Origin of the sequence: Comamonas piscis (genome assembly GCF_014109725.1) — a bacterium.
GTDB lineage: Bacteria > Pseudomonadota > Gammaproteobacteria > Burkholderiales > Burkholderiaceae_C > Comamonas > Comamonas piscis.
In genome coordinates this window covers 4,995,194-5,011,866 of sequence record NZ_CP058554.1, presented here as the reverse complement: position 1 = coordinate 5,011,866, position 16,673 = coordinate 4,995,194, and the positions used below count along the sequence as shown (strand labels likewise).

At 62.7% G+C, this 16,673-nt stretch carries 14 protein-coding genes; 11 read left to right on the top strand and 3 right to left on the bottom strand.

All coding sequences use genetic code 11. The annotated features are described in order from the left end of the window. Window positions 1-59: 59 nt before the first annotated feature. Complete coding sequence (locus HS961_RS22615) at window positions 60-488, bottom strand: hypothetical protein (RefSeq protein WP_182325654.1); 429 nt, start codon at window positions 486-488, stop codon at window positions 60-62. Window positions 489-494: 6 nt separating this feature from the next. After that, window positions 495-2,573 carry an ATP-dependent helicase gene (locus HS961_RS22610; protein ID WP_182325653.1) on the bottom strand — a complete coding sequence of 693 codons (2,079 nt, stop codon included), beginning with the start codon at window positions 2,571-2,573 and terminating at the stop codon, window positions 495-497. A 272-nt stretch (window positions 2,574-2,845) separates the two neighbouring features. Between HS961_RS22610 and HS961_RS22605 the strand changes: the two genes are divergently transcribed. From HS961_RS22605 to HS961_RS22585, 5 genes are all read left to right on the top strand, one after another. Further along, on the top strand, window positions 2,846-3,550 hold the full coding sequence (locus HS961_RS22605) for a hypothetical protein (RefSeq protein WP_182325652.1): 705 nt from the start codon (window positions 2,846-2,848) through the stop codon (window positions 3,548-3,550). Next, window positions 3,547-4,113 carry a GTP-binding protein gene (locus tag HS961_RS22600; protein WP_182325651.1) on the top strand — a complete coding sequence of 189 codons (567 nt, stop codon included), beginning with the start codon at window positions 3,547-3,549 and terminating at the stop codon, window positions 4,111-4,113. The genes HS961_RS22605 and HS961_RS22600 overlap by 4 nt, the downstream gene beginning before the upstream one ends. Continuing rightward, entirely contained in the window at window positions 4,110-4,508 is a 399-nt protein-coding gene (locus HS961_RS22595; protein ID WP_021028992.1) for a roadblock/LC7 domain-containing protein, read from the top strand. The genes HS961_RS22600 and HS961_RS22595 overlap by 4 nt, the downstream gene beginning before the upstream one ends. Window positions 4,509-4,617: 109 nt before the next feature. Next, complete coding sequence (locus HS961_RS22590; RefSeq protein ID WP_182325650.1) at window positions 4,618-4,977, top strand: hypothetical protein; 360 nt, start codon at window positions 4,618-4,620, stop codon at window positions 4,975-4,977. A gap of 162 nt (window positions 4,978-5,139) precedes the next feature. Further along, window positions 5,140-6,090, top strand: coding sequence for an AEC family transporter (locus HS961_RS22585; RefSeq protein WP_182325649.1), 951 nt, complete (start codon window positions 5,140-5,142; stop codon window positions 6,088-6,090). A gap of 11 nt (window positions 6,091-6,101) precedes the next feature. Here HS961_RS22585 and priA read toward each other — a convergent pair whose 3' ends face one another. After that, window positions 6,102-8,210 (bottom strand): replication restart helicase PriA, encoded by a 2,109-nt coding sequence (gene priA / locus HS961_RS22580; RefSeq protein WP_182328394.1) that lies wholly within the window; start codon window positions 8,208-8,210, stop codon window positions 6,102-6,104. A gap of 763 nt (window positions 8,211-8,973) precedes the next feature. Here priA and HS961_RS22575 point away from each other — a divergent pair. From HS961_RS22575 to HS961_RS22550, 6 genes are all read left to right on the top strand, one after another. Further along, on the top strand, window positions 8,974-9,786 hold the full coding sequence (locus HS961_RS22575; RefSeq protein ID WP_182325648.1) for a lysophospholipid acyltransferase family protein: 813 nt from the start codon (window positions 8,974-8,976) through the stop codon (window positions 9,784-9,786). A 319-nt stretch (window positions 9,787-10,105) separates the two neighbouring features. Continuing rightward, on the top strand, window positions 10,106-10,912 hold the full coding sequence (locus tag HS961_RS22570) for a SprT family zinc-dependent metalloprotease (protein ID WP_327012008.1): 807 nt from the start codon (window positions 10,106-10,108) through the stop codon (window positions 10,910-10,912). A gap of 81 nt (window positions 10,913-10,993) precedes the next feature. Then, complete coding sequence (locus tag HS961_RS22565) at window positions 10,994-11,425, top strand: rhodanese-like domain-containing protein (RefSeq protein WP_182325647.1); 432 nt, start codon at window positions 10,994-10,996, stop codon at window positions 11,423-11,425. A 182-nt stretch (window positions 11,426-11,607) separates the two neighbouring features. Continuing rightward, complete coding sequence (locus tag HS961_RS22560; RefSeq protein WP_182325646.1) at window positions 11,608-12,354, top strand: ABC transporter permease; 747 nt, start codon at window positions 11,608-11,610, stop codon at window positions 12,352-12,354. Then, the gene (locus HS961_RS22555) at window positions 12,344-13,729 is read left to right on the top strand and encodes an ABC transporter ATP-binding protein (RefSeq protein ID WP_182325645.1); all 1,386 of its coding nucleotides are present in this window, start codon (window positions 12,344-12,346) and stop codon (window positions 13,727-13,729) included. Before HS961_RS22560 ends, HS961_RS22555 begins: the two co-directional genes overlap by 11 nt. A 5-nt stretch (window positions 13,730-13,734) precedes the next feature. Beyond that, window positions 13,735-16,605 carry a class I SAM-dependent methyltransferase gene (locus HS961_RS22550; protein WP_182325644.1) on the top strand — a complete coding sequence of 957 codons (2,871 nt, stop codon included), beginning with the start codon at window positions 13,735-13,737 and terminating at the stop codon, window positions 16,603-16,605. Window positions 16,606-16,673: the final 68 nt, after the last annotated feature.

Genomic DNA, 16,673 nt, shown 5'->3' with positions numbered 1-16,673 from the left:
GTCGAGGAGGGAGGTAGGACGCGTGGCTGGGATGGCGGCGCGGAAACATATTATTGCGTTTATTCTGCGGTTTTCGGTGGCTTGCGCATGACGAAGGCGTGGCTGTTGTCGTTCGCATCCAACCATTCGCCCCGGATCTCGCGGCCGCAGCTGCCGTCGACCACCTCACCCAGCCAGGTGCCCGAGACTTTTTTGCCGTCGGCCGACTCTTCCATCGTCAGCTTGCCCTTGTCCACATCACCGACCACGATGGCGCTGCCGCCGGGCCGCTGGATCTGGCCTTTGACGGTGCCATTCCATTCAGGGTGCGGGCCCAGCTGCAGGCTGACAGGGCCGGGCAGACCCGGCAGATCCGCTTGCCAGCGGCCGAGCAGCTCGGGCTGCTCCATTTGCAGCGCCGTGGGGCAGGCGGGGCGTGGGGCAGGGGTTGTGGTGCAGGCGCTGGTCATTGCAGCGCAAAAGGCGGTCAGGATCAGGGTCTTGGTCATGGGTATTCAAGGGGCATCGGGGCTGGCGGCGGCGCTGCTCTGGGCCTTGCGCGCAAACTCTTCGCGCAGTTGGCGCAGCTTCTCGCGCGGGTCTTCGCGGGCGGTGCTGTTGTCCAGCCCCATCTCGGCGATAAAGCGGCTGGGCATAGCCGCTACCAGTTCGCGGCCTTTTTTGCGGCGCTTGGTCCAGCTCACGGCCAAGGAGCGCTGGGCGCGTGTGATACCGACATACATCAGACGGCGCTCTTCCTGCAGCCGCTGGGCGGTGTCGTCGCTGACTTTTTGCTGGCGGCCATCGTCGTCGTCCAGCTTGAAGGGCAGCAAGCCTTCGTTGACGCCGATCAGCGTCACATGCGGCCATTCCAGGCCCTTGCTGGCATGCAAGGTGGACAGGATGACCATGTCCTGCTCTTTCTCGCGCTCGCTGATGGTGGAGAGCAGGGCGATGGTCTGTGAGACTTCAAGCAGGCTCTTGGCCTCGCTCACCGTCGTGGTGTCGGCGCTGGTCGTGGTCTTGCCGCCGGCACGCTGGGCCATCCAGTCGCAGAACTCCAGCACATTGGTCCAGCGGGCGGCGGCCACTTTTTCGCTGTCTTCGGCATCGTGCAGGTGCTGCTCGTAGCCGATTTCCTTGAGCCAGTCGAGCAAGAAGGCCAGCGATTCTTCGGCGCCCCGGGTCTGCCGGGCGCGGTATTCCAGGTCGTTGATATAGCGGCCAAACTCCAGCAAGCTCTCGCGTCCCTTGGCCGGCATGGCGTCTTCCAGCATGGAATTGAACAAGGCGCCAAACATGCTGCAGCGGTGGGATTTGGAGAACTCCCCCAGGCGGCCCAAGGTGGTGTGGCCGATGCCGCGCTTAGGGTTGGTGATGGCGCGCAGAAATGCCGGGTCGTCGTCGTTGTTGATCCACAGCCGGAACCAGGCGCAGAGATCGCGGATTTCGGCGCGGTCAAAAAAGCTGGTACCCCCCGAGACCTTGTAAGGCACATTGGCCTTGCGCAAGGCCTTCTCAAAAGGCTTGGCCTGGTGGTTGGCACGGTAGAGGATGGCGAAGTTCTTCCAGTCCGGCGGCGGGTTGGCGCCAGCGCGCAGGCCCAGGATGCGTGCGACGGCGCGTTCGGCCTCATGCTCTTCGGAGTCGCAATCGACAATGCGCACCGGCTCGCCTTCGCCCAGCTCGGAGAACAAGGTCTTGGGAAACAGCTTGGGGTTGGGCTGGATCACATTGTTGGCCGCGCGCAGGATGGCGCTGGTCGAGCGGTAGTTCTGCTCCAGCTTGATGACCTTGAGCTGGGGGTAGTCGACCGGCAGCTTCTTGAGGTTGTCCAGGGTGGCACCGCGCCAGCCGTAGATGCTCTGGTCGTCATCGCCCACGGCGGTGAGGTGGCCGCGCTCGCCCACCAGCAGCTTGAGCAGCTCGTACTGGGTGGCATTGGTGTCCTGGTATTCGTCGACCAGCACATGGCCGAGGTGGGCCTGCCATTTGGCGCGCACCTCGGCGTGGTCGCGCAGCAGGCGCAGCGGCATGCCGATCAGGTCGTCAAAGTCCACGCTCTGGTAAGCGGTCAGCCGCTCTTCATAGCGCTGCATGATGACGGCAATGGCGCGTTCGTTGTCATCCGCAGCCAGGGCCAGCGCCTCTTTGTAATCGAGGCCCATGTTCTTCCACTTGCTGATGGTCCACTGCCACTGGCGGGCGGTGGCCACATCGGCAGTGCCGCCGGCTGCATCCTTGATGATGCCCACCACATCATCGCTGTCGAGAATGCTGAACTGCGGCTTGAGGCCCAGCACATGGCCGTCCTCGCGCACCATCTTGACGCCCAGCGCGTGGAAGGTGCAGACCAGTACATCCTTGGCCTGGCGGCCAATCAGGCTCTTGGCACGCTCGCGCATCTCCGCCGCCGCCTTGTTGGTGAAGGTGATGGCGGCAATCTTGCGCGGCGCCATGCCGGTCTCGATCAGGCGCGCGATCTTGTGGGTGATCACCCGGGTCTTGCCTGATCCGGCGCCGGCCAGCACCAGGCAAGGGCCTTGGGTGTAATGCACGGCTTGTAGTTGGGCGAGATTGAGACCAGCGGCCATGGTGGCGAGAGAACCTTTGCAGATCAACGAGGAAAGCGCTGAAGAATAGCCGCAATGGCGCGCGGCTGCAGATTCAGGACATTGGTTTTTACATGTTTGCTTACACAAAAAACCACAGATAACTTGGAATTGTCAATGAATGTAGAGCAGATGGTAAAACCACCGGGGAAATGCTTGCGTCTGGTGAGCAAGCTTTTAGAATGCCGATAGCATTGCTGCGGCCAAGTGGCAAACCCTATTAATTAAGCCAATAAAAGTCTGAAACAAGCGCCATGCAGACCGCCGGTATTTCCGCAGAATTGCTGACCCCCAGCAGCCGCCACCGCTTTGTGCAGCTGTATGGCGTGGCGTCACGCAAATCGGTGCTTCCCTGGAAGGAAGTGCCGCGCGACCGTGCCCAGCTGATTGTGCTGGACCAGGGCATGGCCGACGCCATCTCCTCGCTGGGCAAGGCGCCCTGTGTCGTCTGCATCGGGCAGGTGAGAACCGCGATGCTCGATAGCGCGACCTGGGTGGGCCGCCTGGAGGTGGACTACACCCTGAGCGACTTGATCGACATGTTCGACCGCGCAGCGGTCTTTCTGCTCGACTGGGATGCGCGCAATAAGGTCATCCGCCATGCCTCGGAGCAGGCCGCTGCCGAGCCTGCGCCCTCGGCCCGCCAGGAGTTCCGCTACCAGCTCAAGTCCTGGGTGTCGGTGGGTGCACCCTTCAATACCGGCGCCTGCATCCGTGCGCTGGCGCTGCTCTCGCGTGAGCCGGTGTCCATCGCCCAGCTCTGCCTGCACAGCGGGTTGGACAACATGATGGCGCGTGGCCTCCTGGTAGAGCTGGGCCGCCGTGGCGTGCTGCGCGGCGTCGCCCAGCCAGCAATTCCTGCCGCTTCTTCCCCTTCCCATCCTCGCGAGCCGCTACACTCCAAAGGTTTGCTTAGCCGTTTAGGCCGATGGATACGAGGGGGAGGTAAGCCGGGATGAACCAAGAATCAGGCGGAGCAGGGCCGCACAAGATGCCACGCATAGCGCTGTGTGGGCCAATGGGTATTGGCAAGACGACGGCCGTGCGTTCGCTCTGCGGCTCGCTGATGTCCAGCTCCGATGTCCGTAACCTGGATCTGGCGGCCCACAGCAAGGAGCTCACCACGGTGGGTACCGAGTTCGGCGAGATCGATCTGGGCGGCGGTGATGTCGTGCAGATCTGCGGCTGCCCGGGCCAGGAGCGCTTCAGCTTTGTGCGGCAGTGGGTGCTGTCGGTGTCGATGGGCGTTTTCATCATGACCGATGTGAACACGCCAGGCAGTCTGGCTGAGACCAACCATATCCTCGATGAAATCCGGCAACTGCCCCAGCCGCCTGTCACGCTGGTGCTGAGCGCACGCGCTGCAACAACAGAACAAATTGAAACATTCGCCCAAGGCGTGTATTCTGCTGGCCATGGGGTGATTCCCATTCTGGAAGCGGACCCGCGCGACCGTGGGCAGCTGCTGGATGCGATGAGCGTACTAGTTTCCATGCTGTCTCTGCAAAGCGAGAATTCATGACTGCATCACAACCTCTGATCCCTGCCCAGGTCGTCAAGGCAGGCCAGCAGGCACTTGATAAGCTTATTGGTCCTGTCGATGGTGTGCGCGTTGCCTTGCTCAGCACCCCCGATGGATTTGAAATTGCGTCCTTGCGCACGAACAGCGAGTTGCAGCTCAACCGCCTGTCGGCGATGGCGGGCTCCTTGATGGCCATGGCACGTGCGGTGGGTCGGGAGATCAACCACACCGGCTGCAAGCGCCTGACCTTCGAGACCGAGAGCGGCGTCGTGGTGTTCCAGTCGGTGACGTCCGAGTTTCCTTGCATTTTGTGCATGGTGCTCGATACCAATGCGATCCTCGGCCGCGTGCTGTGGGCGGCGGCCGAAGTGGGCGCCGAAATGAATAAAGTCTGATGGCACTGCCGGCGGTGGCCGGCATCCTGCTGTGAGAGAGCCGCGCATGCGCTGCACTGGCTGCATGCGGCGGTCACGATAAACCGCCAGTGTGCGAAGGGGGAGTGTGATGGCATCGGTTCAAGAAACGTTGACGCAACTATTGACGGTTGATGGCGCAATGTGCGCCGCCTTGGTGGACAGTGGCAGCGGCATGCTGCTGGGCAGTGCCGGATCCGGCCTGGACCTGGAACTGGCCGCTGCGGGCAATACCGAGGTGGTGCGTGCCAAGCTCAAGACGATGAAGTCACTGGGTCTGCAAGACTCCATCGACGACATCCTGATCACCCTGGGCTCGCAGTACCACATCATCCGCCCGGTGGCCTTGAAGGAAGGCCTGTTCCTGTACCTGGTTCTGGACAAGCAGCGCAGCAACCTGGCGCTGGCCCGGCGCAAATGCGCCGAAGTCGAAAAATTGGTGACGATCTAAGCGATTTAGGTTGTTTTAGGCTCCGATCCGGCGCTATGCTGGACCCGGGCTTAGCAAGACTGGCCATGCGCATGGCTGGTCTTTTCTTTGGGTGGACCGGGCGGCTTGCTGCCGGTCCCTCGCGCTACATCCGCGCTGGCGCATTCTGGGCACAATCGAGCCGTGCTGTCCGTCTTTCAAGTCACCTTTCCGTTTTTTGCGCTGGTTCTGTGCGGCTTTGTGGCCACACGGCGCGGCATTTTCCCGCTGCCGGCGATTGCGGGCGTGAATGCCTTTGTGCTGTATTTCGCGCTCCCCTGCATGCTGTTCAAAGCCGGCTCGTCGCTGCCCTTTGCGCAGCTGATGAACCTGCCGATCTTGCTGCTGTATGTGCTGTGCCAGTTGCTGCTGGTGGCTGGCTGCGTGGCGGCCTCGCACCTGCGCGGCAGGGACTGGAACAACAGCGCCTTCGGCGCGCTGGTCACGGCCTTCCCCAACACCGGGTTCATGGGCTTGCCGCTGTTGGTGGCGCTGCTGGGCCATGCAGCGGCGGGCCCCGCCATCGTCACCATGCTGGTGGACATGGTGTTCACCACCTCGCTGTGCCTGGCGCTGTCGCGCATGGATGGGGCCGCAGGCAATGCCGGGGCGGCGTTGCGCAAGGCGCTCAAGGGGGTGGTCACCAATCCCATGCCCTGGGCTATCTTGCTGGGCGCGCTGGCCTCGTACATGGAGTGGAGCTTGCCCCAGGCGCTGGACCAGACGGCTGGCCTGCTGGCCAGTGCCGCCACCCCGGTGGCGCTGTTTGCCGTGGGTGCCGTGCTGGCCCGATCCAAGATGGTGGAGGAGGAGTACGCCGCCCCCGCCAGCTATGTGCCGCTGGCACTGGTCAAACTTTTTGTGCATCCGCTCCTGGTGCTGGGTTTGGGCCATGCCGCCATCGCCGCCGGCCTGCCGATCGACCGGTTCGCGCTCTTGGTGGTGGCCTTGGTCGCTGCGCTGCCGAGCGCCAGCAATGTGACCTTGCTGGCCGGCCGCTATGGTGCGCACAACGGCCGCATTGCGCACATCATCCTCGTTAGCACGGCGCTGGCCTTTGTGAGCTTTTCTGCGGCGGTGACCTGGCTGGTTTAAGGCTTTTCGTCTTAGATCGCCTGCGGGTCCACATCGACCAGCCAGCGCACCAGGCCCTTGTGCTCGGGATGCGCGCGCAGCCAGTGCAGACAAGGCTGCCAGGCACGCAGGAATTGCTGCAAAGCCTTGCGTGAGGGGCTTTCGATGAGCATCTGGGCGCGCTCCACATTGGCCACCCGCTGTATGGACAACGGAATCGGTGGATAGACAAATACCTCGCTGCCTTGCAGCAACTGCTGGCTCTGGGCCAATTCGGAGGCGGCGCGCAAGAAGGCCTGGGCCTCCTGCTGGGAGCGGGCATCGGCACGGATGATGGCCTGGTGGGCAAAGGGCGGCATGGCGGCATCGCGCCGCTCCTGGAGCTGCTGGGCGGCAAAACCGCTGTAGTCCCAACGGCGCAAGGCCTGGTAGACGGCATGCTCGGGCTGCTGGGTCTGCAGCCACATCTCGACCGCGCTGCCCTGGGCGGCCACATAGGCGGCATCGCGCCCGGCGCGGCCAGCGGCCTGCAGCAGCAGTGAAAAGAGCCGCTCCGGCGCGCGGAAGTCGCTGGACATCAGCGCGTCATCGGGCTGCACGGCGGCGACCAGAGTCACACGCCGAAAATCATGGCCTTTGGCGACCATCTGCGTGCCGACCAGCACATCGACATCTCCGGCGTGCACATCGGCGATTTTCTCTTCCAGCGCGCCCTTGGCCTTGGTGGTGTCGGCATCGATGCGGGCGATGCGCGCAGGCTGGCCATCGGGGCGCTGCACATTGCGCAGCAGGCGCTCCAGGGCTTCTTCCAGCTGCTCGGTGCCCTTGCCCAGCGGCAGGATGTCCGGGTTGCCGCAGCTGGGGCAAGCCAGCGGCACCCGCTGGCTGAAGCCGCAGTGGTGGCAGCGCAGCGTGCGGTCTGTCTTGTGGAAGACCTGGTGCGCGCTGCAATGCGGGCAGTCGCTTTTCCAGCCGCAGTCCCCGCAAAACAGCACCGGCGCAAAGCCGCGCCGGTTGAGCAGCACAAGGGCCTGTTCGCCTCTTTCCACCCGCTCGGTGATGGCCTGCAGCAGGGCTGGCGCAAACACCGCCTGGCGCGGCTGCTGGCGCATGTCAACCAGGCGCAGCCGGGGCATCTGGCCGGCACCGATGCGGCTGGGCATGGCCAGCCGCAAGTAGCGACCACCGGCATCCTGGCTGCTGGCAGGGCGGCTGGCCCACCAGCTCTCCAGCGAGGGGGTGGCCGAGCCGAGTATCACTTTGGCTTGCAAATCATGGCCGCGCCAGATCGCCAGGTCGCGTGCGGAGTAGCGCGCAGCTTCTTGCTGCTTGTAGCTGGCGTCATGCTCCTCATCAACGATCAGCAGACGCAGGTGGGGCAGGGAGGCAAACACGGCCATGCGGGTACCCAGCACAATCCGCGCCTGGCCGGTGTGGGCGGCCAACCAGCTTTTGAGGCGCTGGGGCGCCGTCATGCCGCTGTGCATGCTGACGACCGCGCCTTCGCCCAGGCGGGCCGAAAAACGGGCCTGGAACCGAGCTTCGAGCTGGGGGGTGAGGTTGATCTCTGGCACCATGACCAGCACCTGCGCATCAGGATCGCGCTGAAACAGCGCCTCTGCCTGGTGCAGGTAGACCTCGGTCTTGCCACTGCCGGTGCTGCCAAAAAGCAGGAAAGGTCCGGAATTTTTATCTATCTGCTCGCAAACTTCTGCCTGTTCAGGGCTCAAAGCCAGCGCCTGGTCGGCTGTCACCGCATGCGCATCGGCCGGCTTTTTGCGCTTAAGGCGCCGGGCCAGCTGCTCCACGGTCAAGTCTCGCAATGCCGGAGGCAATGCGCTGATGGCCATCTCTCCTAAACTGCGTTGGTAATAACGGGCCGCAAAATGCACTAAACGCAGCCAACTTGCGGGCAATGGTGCTATGGCCTCCAATACCGCCGAGATGGGTTTGATCTTGGCCAGATCACCAGAGAATGCGGTGTCCGGGCCCCAGACCACCCCCAGCACCTCCCGATTGCCCAGCGGCACGCGCACCAGACTGCCGGCGGGCAAGGCTTGCGGGGCTTGGTAGGTGAGCAGTTCACTGGCCGCGCTGATGGCACTGTAGGCAGGGGTGTGAACGGCGATGGACAGCAGAATCAAGGGGTGATGGGTGGGATGCAGATGAGCCGAGTGTAGCGATAGCCGCACTGTCGTCACGACCTGACCGGCAGGGGTAACCAGGCTAGGCAGTACGGTGTTTGTCCGGATTGCACCAAGAGATGCTTCAACCTTGTGACAAACCAAAGAACTTATACACAAGGCAAATCACAAGAGAAATCAATACGCGATTTACATTTCTGTGGATAACTTTGTTGAAATATCGGCGCCCTGGCCTGGCTCAGAATTACCACACATTGTCAGTTGGCTTCGGTGGTTGCCTGACAAATTTTTTTTATTTATATCTTTCATTGAGTTATGTTTTTTGTGCTGGCCATGTTGCCGATAGCTACTGCATATTGTGCTAAGGAGTCTGCTTTCCACATTGTGTGTATAAGTGCTTGCTCCGGTGCGGCGTAATGCGCGGTGCGGTGCGCTGCAGCACTGCCGCTTATCCACAATTTCTCGTCAAACAGCTTAGTTATCCACCGCAATCCTTTGATGTCGTTGGGAAAATAGCTGTTTTACACCTTGCTTGAAAGGCCTTGATTGGCCTGTCCCTGCGACGGCTGCGGACGGGGGGCTTGGCTTCCGATATGATTTAGAGCCTTCTGCGGGCAGGCTGCATCCTCGCCCGGTTTCGCGCTACTGGTCGATGGTCTTGCTCTCTGCCTTTGCTGGCTCGCGGCGTTCAGCCTGCCCTGCTGGCCTCTGCCGCACGTTGCCAGACCTTCTGTGTCCTCCTGCCTTTTCTACTTGATCCATGTCACTGCTCCGATCGATACTGCATACGCTCTTCATGAGCCTGACGGTCATTCCCTATACGTTGACCATCTTGTTGCTGCGGGTCTGCGGTGCCAGCAGCCGGGCCCGTTATACGGTGGCGCGCCGCTGGCTCAAGCTGTCGGCAGACAGTGCCGGCTGGTTTTGCGGCATCCAGGTGCGCATGCAAGGCATGGAGAATTTGCCGGTTGCCGGCCAAGCTGGCAGCGACAAGGGTGTTGTGCTGCTCTGCAAGCACCAGTCGACCTTTGAGACCTTCTTGATGCCGGCGATCATGCCCCGGCCTCTGGCCTATGTGTTCAAGAAGGAACTGCTGAAGATTCCTTTCTTTGGCTGGTCGATCGGCAGCCTGGACATGATCCATATTGACCGCAAGGATGGCAGCCGTGCCTTCCACAAAGTGGTGGAGCAGGGCAAGCGCCTGCTGGGCCAGGGCATCTGGGTGATCATGTTTCCCGAAGGCACGCGCATTCCGCGTGGTGAAAGTGGTGAATACAAAACGGGTGCCACGCGCCTGGCGATCATGACCGGTGCCCGGGTGGTGCCGATTGCGGTGACCTCGGCCAAATGCTGGCCGCGCAAGGCCTTTGTGAAGACGCCCGGCATTGTCGATGTGTCGGTGGGCAAGCCCATTGACAGCCAGGGCCGCAAGCATGACGAGCTGATGGCTGAGGTGGAGTACTGGATCGAGTCCGAAATGCGCCGCCTCGACCCCGAGGCCTATGTGGGCAAACCTGCGCTGCAGGCACCGGCCCAGGTGGCGACTGCTCCAGGTGGCGCTGCCAAGCCTTGATAGGGAGAGGCCGATGTGCTTGCCTTTGAGCCTGCAGCGCAGTACCGAGTGGGAACGAGGCTGAGCCATGGTTGATGTGCGTCGCCTGGTGCAGATGGCCCTGGACCTGTGGGAACGCAGCGAGCCGCCGGCCGCTGCCTCTGCGCAGCCCCCAGTAGCTGCGCCGAGGCAGGCAACTGCTCCCATCAAGCTGCCTCCAGCGGCACCCGCGCCCGTGGCGGTGCCGGTCGCGGTACAGCCGCCTGTTCCTGTTCCTGTCCCTGTCCCTGTCCCTGTCCCTGTCCCTGTCCCTGTCCCTGTCCCTGTCGCCAAGCCCTCCGTGCCTGTGGCGCTGCCAACATCGAGTCCCATCTCGCTGCAATCGCACCCTGCTGCCAATCGCAGCGTCCTGCTGCAAGGGCAGAAGGTGGCCTATTTGCTGCAGCGGGCCAAGCGCAGCAGCATTGGTTTTGTGGTCGGCGAAGAAGGCCTGGTGGTGCGCGCACCCCGCTGGGTGACCCAGTCCGGCATTGATGAAGCACTGCAGGAGAAGGCGGATTGGATTGTGCGCAAGATTGCCGAGATGCAGCGCCGCCGCGCCAACAGCCTGAGCGCCAGCATCCGCTGGGAAGACGGCGCCAGCCTGCCTTTTCTGGGGCAGCCGCTGCAGTTGGTGCTGGACAGCGAGCAGCGCGTAGCCCGTTCGGGCGCGGTATGGCGTGTCGAGGAAGCGGGGGATACCGCTAGGTCGCGGCTGTACCTGGCGTTGCCGCCCCATGCGGGGCCATCGCAGATCCGCGATCTGGTGCAGGCCTGGTTTGTCCAGAGTGCGCGCCAGCATTTTCTGGCGCGACTGGCGCATTTCGCGCCACTGCTGGAGGTGCACTATACGAGCCTGCGCCTGTCGAGTGCCGAGACGCGCTGGGGCAGCGCCAAGTCCGATGGCTCGATCCGCCTGAACTGGCGGCTGATGCACTATGCGCCGGCGGTGATCGACTATGTGGTGGCGCATGAGCTGGCGCATTTGCGGGTGATGGACCACAGCCCCCGTTTTTGGGATACCGTGGCGGAGGTGGTGCCCGACCACCGCGCACTGCGCCAGCAGTTGAAGGACATACCGGCCCCGCCCTGGGACCGGGCGGCATAGCGCGCGGTTCAAGCGCAGGCCTGTCAGCTGCGCGCTGTGGGGCCGACCCTCTATGTAAGCGCAATCTTTGGAGACCTACTTATGAGCTTGACTGCAGAACAGCAAACCATTGCGCCCGCCAATGGCTATGCCGGTGATATTGGTGCGCCGCTGGCCTGGCACTGGGTGCAGACCCAGCAGGCGGTGCTGGTGGATGTGCGCACCGATGCCGAACGCGCATGGGTGGGCCAGGTACCGGGCGCGGTAGCGATTGCCTGGAAGCAATGGCCGGACATGGCCCTGAACCCGGATTTTGATACCCAGCTGCAGGCATTGGCCCAAAAAACACCGGGTAAAAAGATCGTGCTGCTGTGCCGCAGCGGTGTGCGATCGGTAGCCGCCGCCCAGCGCGCCAGCCAGCTGGGGCTGGATGCCTACAACATCCTGCAGGGCTTTGAGGGCGACGCCAATGCCCAAGGCCAGCGCGGCCAGTTGGGTGGCTGGCGGCTTCAGGGTTTGCCCTGGTCCCAGTGACATCTGTAATCGTCGCGGCTTGTAACCGAGCTGCATCCGAGGCAGTCGGGATAGCGATGTCCCTGTAAACTTGGCCGCCTCATGATGGATGGAGTTACATATTGACGGTCGGAACGGGCAGCGCTGCCTCTGCATGCGCTTTGGTGGCCAGCGTGCGTGCGCACTGGCCTTTGGTGGTCAAGATGACACGCCGAGAAGTGAGCGAGCGCTTCAAGGGATCGCTCGGCGGTTGGCTGTGGGCTGTGCTTATTCCACTGTGCATGTTGGTTATTTATACCTTTGTGTTCTCGGTGGTGTTCAAGGCGCGCTGGGGCGAGGGGCCGGAGTCCAAGACCCAGTTCGCGATGGTGCTGTTTGCCGGGCTGATCGTTTACGGTCTGTTTGCCGATGTGCTCAACCGCGCGCCGCACCTGGTGCTGGCCAATGTGAACTACGTCAAGCGCGTGGTGTTTCCGCTGGAGATTCTGGTCATCGTCGCCGTTTGCTCAGCACTGTTCCAGGCGCTGGCCAGCTTGGTGGTGCTGCTGGTGGCACTCTTGGTGCTCAACGGCAAGATTCCACTGACAGCCTTGCTCTTGCCGCTGGTCTGGGCGCCCTTGGTGCTGCTCAGTGTGGGCGTGGGCTGGTTGTTTGCGTCGCTCGGCGTGTTTGCGCGTGATCTCAAGCAAATCACCGGCGTGATGACGACGATGCTGATGTTCATCTCTCCCATCTTTTTTCCGGTCCATGCGCTGCCCGCCAGTTTTCAGACCGTCATGTGGCTCAATCCACTGACTTTTTTTATTGAACAGACGCGCGCCGTGCTGATCTGGGGCCGCATGCCTGATTGGAGCGGCTGGGCCATCAGCATACTGGCCTGCAGTCTGGTTGCCTGGCTGGGCTTTGCCTGGTTCCAGAAGACGCGCAAGGGATTTGCCGATGTCCTCTGAATCTGTGGCACTCGAAGTTCAGGGCCTGGGCAAGTGCTTTCATATCTACGATGCCCCCGGCGACCGTTTGCGGCAGTTTGTGATGCCCCGCCTCTCGCGCCTGCTGGGCCGCGAGCCCAAGCCCTACCACCGTGAGTTCTGGGCGCTGCGCAGTCTGGATCTGCAGGTGGCCAAGGGCGAGACGATTGGCATCATCGGCCGCAATGGCTCAGGCAAATCGACCTTCTTGCAGATGGTTTGCGGCACTTTGGCACCCAGCTGCGGCGAGGTAAAGACGCATGGTCGCATTGCGGCGCTGCTGGAACTGGGGGCGGGCTTCAACCCCGAGTTTTCTGGCCGCGACAATGTGGCGATGAATGCGGCACTGCTCGGCTTGAGCGATGCGCAGATCGCCGAGCGTTTTGACTCGATTGCCGCCTTTGCCGATATTGGCGAGTTCATCGACCAGCCGGTCAAGACCTATTCCAGCGGCATGTATGTGCGGCTGGCCTTTGCGGTGATTGCCCATGTGGATGCCGATATCCTGGTGGTAGACGAGGCGTTGGCGGTGGGTGATGCGGTGTTCACCCAGAAGTGCATGCGTTTTCTGCGCAGCTTCATGGAGCGCGGCACCTTGCTGTTTGTCAGCCACGATACCGCTGCCATCAAGAGCCTCTGCGACCGCGTGGTCTGGATCGACAAGGGCCAGGTGATGCAGATTGGGCCGACCAAGGAGGTCTGCGACCGCTATATGCAGGCCTGCTATGAGGCCGAGCAGGGCAGTGGCCCGGTCGCTGAAACGGCCCCGCCGGCCCCAGTGTTCGATGCCAGCCTGCCCTGGCATGACCAGCGGCGTGATTTCTTCCGCGCCGAACCGATGCGCAACGATATCGAAGTATTTCGCTTCAACCCAGAAGCACCATCGTTTGGCCTGGGCGGTGCCCGCATCACCGGCGCCTGGCTGATGGACACGCAACAACGCCCCTTGCACTGGGTGGTGGGGGGCGAACCGGTGGTCTTGCGCATCCAGGCGCAGTGCCACCAGGCGTTGCAGTCACCCATCGTGGGCTTTGTGGTCAAGGACCGCACTGGCCAGGCCGTATTTGGCGACAACAGCTATTTGAGCTACCTGGGCCAGCCGGTGGTCTGTGCCAGCGGCCAGGTCCTGCAGGCCGAGTTCAGCTTTGACATGCCCCGCATGCCGGTGGGCAATTACGCGATCGACGTCGCCCTGGCCGATGGCTCGCAGCACGACCATGTGCAGCAGCACTGGATACAGGATGCGCTGCACTTCAAGTCCGAGTCCACCAACATGGCCACCGGACTGCTTGGCATTCCGATGCGGTCCATCGTGCTGCAAGCCGGCCAGGCGCAACAGGAAACCTCTCCCCCATGAACCGTATGACCGACCTCCCAGCGCAAGCGCGGGCAGAAGATGGCTGGCTGCTCCCCGCCGCCTTGATGGAGCCCTACCATCTGACCCACCCCGCACCCTGGGCGGGGCATATACCTTTCGCCTCTTGGCTGATGGCGGTGGCACAGCCGCGCAGCCTGGTGGAGCTTGGCGCTTATTCCGGCATCTCCTACCTGGCTTTTTGCCAGGCGATTGCCGAGCAGGGGCTGATGACGCGCACCTACGCCATCGATACCTGGGAGGGCGATGCCCATGCCGGTGCCTATGGCGAGGGCATTTTGACCAGCCTGCGCCAGGCCCATGACCCGCACTACACCCAGTTCTCTACCTTGCTGCGCATGCGCTTTGACGAGGCGCTGCCCAGCTTTGCCGATGGCAGTGTGGATGTGCTGCACATTGACGGCCTGCACACCTATGAAGCCGTGCGCCATGATTTTGAGACCTGGCTGCCCAAGTTGAGTGAGCGCGGCGTGGTGCTGTTCCACGACAGCAATGTGCACCGCGATGACTTTGGCGTGCACCAGCTCTGGGCGGAACTGGAGGGGCACTACCCCAGCATTCACTTTCCGCACAGCAATGGTCTGGGCGTGCTGCTGGTGGGCGCGCAGCAGCCTGCGTTGTTGCGCCGCCTCTGTGACCGCAGTGATGCCGCGTTTCAGCGCGAGGCCTGCCGGGGCTTTGCCACCTTGGGCGCGCGGCTGGAGGCCAAGGCCGAGCTGATGGCGCTGCAGCATGCGCTGGGCGACAAGCAGCAGCAGATGCAGGCACTGGAGGCCGCTGGCCAGCAACGCCATAGCTGGATCGACAAGCTCGATGGCGATATCCGCAGCCTGGAGCTGGAGCGCCAGCAACTGCGCGGCCATTTGGAAGGCGCTCAGACCCAGGCCCAGCAAAGCCAGAATGCGTTGGAGCAGGCCCAGGCACAGACGCTATGGTTGACGGCGCAGTGGGAAAGCCGCCAACAGCAGCAACAGCAACAAATTGCGCAATTGGACATCAAGCTGGCCGCCCTGCAGCAAGAGGCAGCGCAAAAGCAGTGGCAGATCGAGCAGCAGGCCCAGCAGATGCAGGCGCTGGCACGCCAGCTTTCGCCGCTGTGGCGCATCACCGATTTGCTGCGTAAATGCAAGAGCGCCGTATTCCGGATCAAGCAAAAACTGGCACCGTATGAACCCGCTGGCCTGCGCCGCGCACGCCATGCGCTGCGCCGCAAGATGCGCCAGGCCCGGGGGGCGCCGCTGCCAGCGGTGGCAGTGCTGCCCGGCAGCAACCGCCACTACGGCATTTTGGCGACGGCGCACACGCAGTTTGTCGCCCATGCGCTGGCCCGGGTGCTGCGCAAGGCCGGTTTTGAGGTGAGCCTGTTCCAGGACATGCCTGCCGAAGGCTATGGGCTGGACATGTACATCGTGGTATGCCCTCAGATGTTCAAGCAGCTGCCGCCCGGCGAGAAGCGCATCGTCTTCCAGATGGAGCAAAGCGTCAGCCCGCGCTGGTTTACCGACGACTACCTGGCGATTCTGGAAAACTCGCTGTCCGCCTGGGACTATGCGCCGGCCAACCTGGCCTTTTTGGAGACCAAGGGCATCCGCTATCCGCATACCTTCCTGGTGCCGATTGGTGGGGTGGCTGACTATTCGCAGCTGTTGCAGGGTTGCGGCGAGCCCGCTTTGCCGGTGGTAGAGCCGAGCTGCGATGTGCTTTTTTACGGCGATGTCAACGCGCCGCGCCGCCAGGAGATGCTGCAGGCCTTGCAGCGCCAGTTCTCGGTGCGCATCGAGGGCAATCTGTTTGGCGACGCACTGCGCCAAGCCGTGCGCCAGGCGCGTGTGGTCGTCAATATCCATTATTACGAAGGCGCCTTGCTGGAGACCACGCGGGTGTATGAATGCCTGAGCTTGGGTACACCGGTGGTGACCGAGAGCAGTGCCGACATCCACCAGCATGCCGCCTTGCTGAGCAATCCCGCGCTGCGCGTGACGCCGGTGGGCGATGCCCAAGCCATGGTGCAGGCGGTACAACAGATGCTGCAGCAGCAAGCGCAGAAGCCTGAGCAGGTGCAGCAAGGGCTAGCGGACGAGATCGTCCGCAGTGGCCAGCAGTTTGAGTTCATGGTGCTGCGCGCGCTGTATGCGCTGGGCCGCATCGATACGGCGCAGTGGGAGGCACTGACAGTGTCGCAACCGCTGCCAGGCAGCTGCATGGTGCTGAGCATGCCCGAGACGGTGCGCCGCCGCGCGCATTTCGTCGAACAGACCCTGCCGGGCCTGCAGACGGAGGTGAGCGTGTTTGATGGTGTGCGCTACAGCCCTGGCTGGCTGGGCTGTGCGATGAGCTACCAGTACCTGGCACGCAAGGCCTTGCAAACCGGTGCGACGCAGCTGGAGATCATGGAAGACGATGTCGAGATGCCGCCCGACTATGCCCAGCGCCGCGCCCGCGTGGACGGCTGGCTGGCCGCGCATGATGGCGAGTGGGACATCTTTGCCGGCCTGATCGCCAAGATCCACCCAGGCACCCAAGTGCTGGAAGTGCTGGAGCAGGATGGCGAGACCTTTGTGGTGCTGGACCGCATGACCAGCATGGTGCACAACATCTACGCCCAGCCGGCGCTGGAGGCGCTGTCGCAATGGGATTCTTCGATCCGCGACCCGCACACCAACACCATCGATAGCTACCTGCAGGGCCGCGCCCAGATGCGGGTCGTCACCACCTTGCCGTTCCTGGTGGCGCACACCACCGACATGGATTCCTCGCTCTGGGGCATCAACAACCACGAGTACCTGGCCGTGATCTACAAGGCGGAGCAGGATTTACGGCTGCTGGTGGATCGTTTCAAACAGGCGCAGGCCCACTGACCAGCAGGCTTAATTAAAAAAATCCCGCACCGGCCAAGCCGGATGCGGGATTTTTACTTTGGGGCGTT

Bases quoted from the DNA above. Each gene is read 5' to 3' on its own strand.
- HS961_RS22565 (WP_182325647.1), top strand. From the start codon at position 10,994: ATGAGCTTGACTGCAGAACAGCAAACCATTGCGCCCGCCAATGGCTAT.
- HS961_RS22600 (WP_182325651.1), top strand. From the start codon at position 3,547: ATGAACCAAGAATCAGGCGGAGCAGGGCCGCACAAGATGCCACGCATA.
- HS961_RS22610 (WP_182325653.1), bottom strand. From the start codon at position 2,573: ATGGCCGCTGGTCTCAATCTCGCCCAACTACAAGCCGTGCATTACACC.
- HS961_RS22590 (WP_182325650.1), top strand. From the start codon at position 4,618: ATGGCATCGGTTCAAGAAACGTTGACGCAACTATTGACGGTTGATGGC.
- HS961_RS22550 (WP_182325644.1), top strand. From the start codon at position 13,735: ATGACCGACCTCCCAGCGCAAGCGCGGGCAGAAGATGGCTGGCTGCTC.
- HS961_RS22595 (WP_021028992.1), top strand. From the start codon at position 4,110: ATGACTGCATCACAACCTCTGATCCCTGCCCAGGTCGTCAAGGCAGGC.
- HS961_RS22560 (WP_182325646.1), top strand. From the start codon at position 11,608: ATGACACGCCGAGAAGTGAGCGAGCGCTTCAAGGGATCGCTCGGCGGT.
- HS961_RS22555 (WP_182325645.1), top strand. From the start codon at position 12,344: ATGTCCTCTGAATCTGTGGCACTCGAAGTTCAGGGCCTGGGCAAGTGC.
- HS961_RS22575 (WP_182325648.1), top strand. From the start codon at position 8,974: ATGTCACTGCTCCGATCGATACTGCATACGCTCTTCATGAGCCTGACG.
- HS961_RS22615 (WP_182325654.1), bottom strand. From the start codon at position 488: ATGACCAAGACCCTGATCCTGACCGCCTTTTGCGCTGCAATGACCAGC.
- HS961_RS22605 (WP_182325652.1), top strand. From the start codon at position 2,846: ATGCAGACCGCCGGTATTTCCGCAGAATTGCTGACCCCCAGCAGCCGC.